This is a genomic window from Nostoc sp. (assembly GCF_035638895.1).
Lineage (GTDB): Bacteria > Cyanobacteriota > Cyanobacteriia > Cyanobacteriales > Nostocaceae > Nostoc.
The window spans coordinates 1-2,289 of sequence record NZ_DASQZC010000659.1; the positions used below are offsets into that span (position 1 = coordinate 1).

5 protein-coding genes are annotated in these 2,289 nt (G+C 40.3%); 3 read left to right on the forward strand and 2 right to left on the reverse strand.

Translation table 11 applies throughout. The features are described from left to right. Positions 1 to 247: 247 nt before the first annotated feature. Both VE944_RS31130 and VE944_RS31135 read right to left on the reverse strand, forming a co-directional pair. Positions 248 to 652: an ExbD/TolR family protein gene (locus VE944_RS31130; protein WP_324986748.1), complete on the reverse strand. Its 405-nt coding sequence runs from the start codon at positions 650 to 652 to the stop codon at positions 248 to 250. Then, positions 630 to 1,298 (reverse strand): MotA/TolQ/ExbB proton channel family protein, encoded by a 669-nt coding sequence (locus VE944_RS31135; protein WP_324986751.1) that lies wholly within the window; start codon positions 1,296 to 1,298, stop codon positions 630 to 632. Before VE944_RS31135 ends, VE944_RS31130 begins: the two co-directional genes overlap by 23 nt. A gap of 220 nt (positions 1,299 to 1,518) precedes the next feature. Between VE944_RS31135 and VE944_RS31140 the strand changes: the two genes are divergently transcribed. From VE944_RS31140 to VE944_RS31150, 3 genes are all read left to right on the forward strand, one after another. Then, positions 1,519 to 1,749: a hypothetical protein gene (locus VE944_RS31140; protein ID WP_324986754.1), complete on the forward strand. Its 231-nt coding sequence runs from the start codon at positions 1,519 to 1,521 to the stop codon at positions 1,747 to 1,749. Then, positions 1,737 to 1,877, forward strand: a complete 141-nt coding sequence (locus VE944_RS31145) for a hypothetical protein (protein WP_324986757.1) — start codon at positions 1,737 to 1,739, stop codon at positions 1,875 to 1,877. Before VE944_RS31140 ends, VE944_RS31145 begins: the two co-directional genes overlap by 13 nt. A gap of 116 nt (positions 1,878 to 1,993) precedes the next feature. Continuing rightward, entirely contained in the window at positions 1,994 to 2,122 is a 129-nt protein-coding gene (locus VE944_RS31150) for a TauD/TfdA family dioxygenase (RefSeq protein WP_324986760.1), read from the forward strand. The last annotated feature ends 167 nt before the right edge of the window (positions 2,123 to 2,289 follow it).

Here is a 2,289-nt window from a genome sequence, read left to right on the forward strand (position 1 = left end):
TAGGGGGGCAAAAACTTAACTTTTGCACCGACGGACTCAATTGCAAATCTTCTCAGCATTCAAAGCACAGATTGCAACAGACGCAGCAGATTTTGACGCAGACACCGTTGCTCGACTGGAAAAAGTGACAAATAAATGAGCCTTGTACTTTTTTCAAGCCAAGCAACTAAATAAGAAATATTTGAAAACTCTAAAAACTCTTCTCAGTTTGAGTTTAGCTGTTGGGATTTTGGCAACATAAAGAGCTTTATTGCCTTTGAGTCGCGATCGCCAGCCTTGTACCAGGAACTTTTCGCACCTTATCCATTACACTTACCGCCAGCCCCATATTTGCTTTTTCATCGGCATTAATCACTACTAATACATTTTGATTACTGCCAACTAAAGTACGTATTTTTTCTGTCAAAGCATCAAAAGTAGTTGGTTGGCGATTTAAGCTTACTTCTCCTTGTGAATTGATCGTAACTGTAATTTTCTCTGAGGTTTGTGATTGTTGTCCAGTGTTAGCTTTAGGTAAATTTACTGGCAGCCCTTCGGAATTAGTTAAAAACAAAGTCGAGATAACAAAAAATGTCAAAAGACTGAAAACTACATCAAGTAATGGCACAATATTAATTTGTGCCGGGATATTAGGTTCTTTGGGTAACTTCATAAGCTTTTTCTGTTGGTTGAAAACGACGAAGGTAGATTAGTTCTAAGTGTCCGCCATACTCCTCAATACTTTCTATTTCTCTCTGGTATAAGCCTCTAAAAATACTGGCAAATGTGAGTGTCATAATACCTACTAACAATCCGAATGCGGTAGCTATTAAATCTTCACTAATCCCTGCCGTCAAACCAGCTTTATTGGTAGCACCAAGATTACCAATATTTAAAGATGCAAAAGTTTTCATCAACCCAAATATTGTTCCCAGAAGACCAAGTAAAGGTGCAAGCCCAACAATTGTGTCAAAAATATGATTAAAACGCTTAAGTAACGACATCTCAACTTTGGCTTCAGTTTCTAATGCCAAACGAAACTCTTCTGGAGTCGGGTTCTCAAGTTCTAAAGTAAAAATAAAAATGCGGGCTATGGGTAAATCAATATTTTTTCGTAGTTTTTCTATAGCGCCAACTACATTATTTAAACGGTACAAATTCAAAACATCTCGTGCTACACGCTGTTGACGATTATAAATTTTCCACCAAAAGATTGTACGCTCGGCAGCTAAAGCTATTGCCAAAATCGAGGATATGAGAAGAGGCCACATGACAACACCGCCTGCTTCAAACAATTCACGTATTCCGCCTGCTCCCATGTAGCTAGTCCTTTTAAATCTATGTGAATAATTAAAGAACAATGATCAGTACAATACCATGCAGTTGAGATAATTTGTCAATATTTTTTCAAGTTATACATATTCTAAGATTCGTGAAATCTACAAAGCATACTGCCGGGAGTTAGTAATGATACCTAATATGGTGATGTCCATTTAGTAGGTTGCATCTGTAGCGGATTTTAAATAATTGGTATTATTTGTGACTAACATATTTAAGCTAATCAACCAAATTGCGATCGCACAAACACAATTGTCTACAACCCAATTCCTTGCCCCCTGTGTGGACAGTCTTGCTGGTTTGAGGAAGTTGATCGCCGTACAGATCCGGCAATTTCCGAAACTCTGCAATCTGCCGTCAAGCAACTCACTTCTGCTGAGGAATTACAGTTTAAGGGCATTACTCCAGAAATCCGCACAGTGTATGAATTAGCAACTCGGCGCATTGATGGGTTTGCTCAACCCCAACAGGATGAAAAGCGACTAAAAAAGGCATTGCAAATGGGTGGCGGTGAATTAAATCAATTCCACGATCGCGGCGACTATTGGACAGTCGATTAGACAACTGCTGATGGTGTTCGCCACACTAGCGCCATCGCTAAAGCTGATTTGACAGTTGTCAGTTCTGGCATTTGTCTGAAGATAGACCAGAGGAAGCAAAACGTTTCTGGCAGGATTTGTTTGCGACTGTTCTAGACTGTACACCAATCTACTCCCATGTTTGGCAGCCAGGAGATATTATTTTTTGGGACAACTCCCAGGTGATGCACAGAGGTACACCCTATGATGCAACGAAATACAAGTGAATTGCGTTGCGTTTAGGGGTTGTGGACAAGGGATAATTTGAGGCAGGGGGAGAATTTTGGAAGTTGCGAAATTATCCCGCAACTATGCAACGCCCTTTACTGAGGTGCTGTCTCTGGCGTTGGTGTCGATGTAGAAGTAGGGGTTTCTGTGGGAGTTGGTGTAGGAG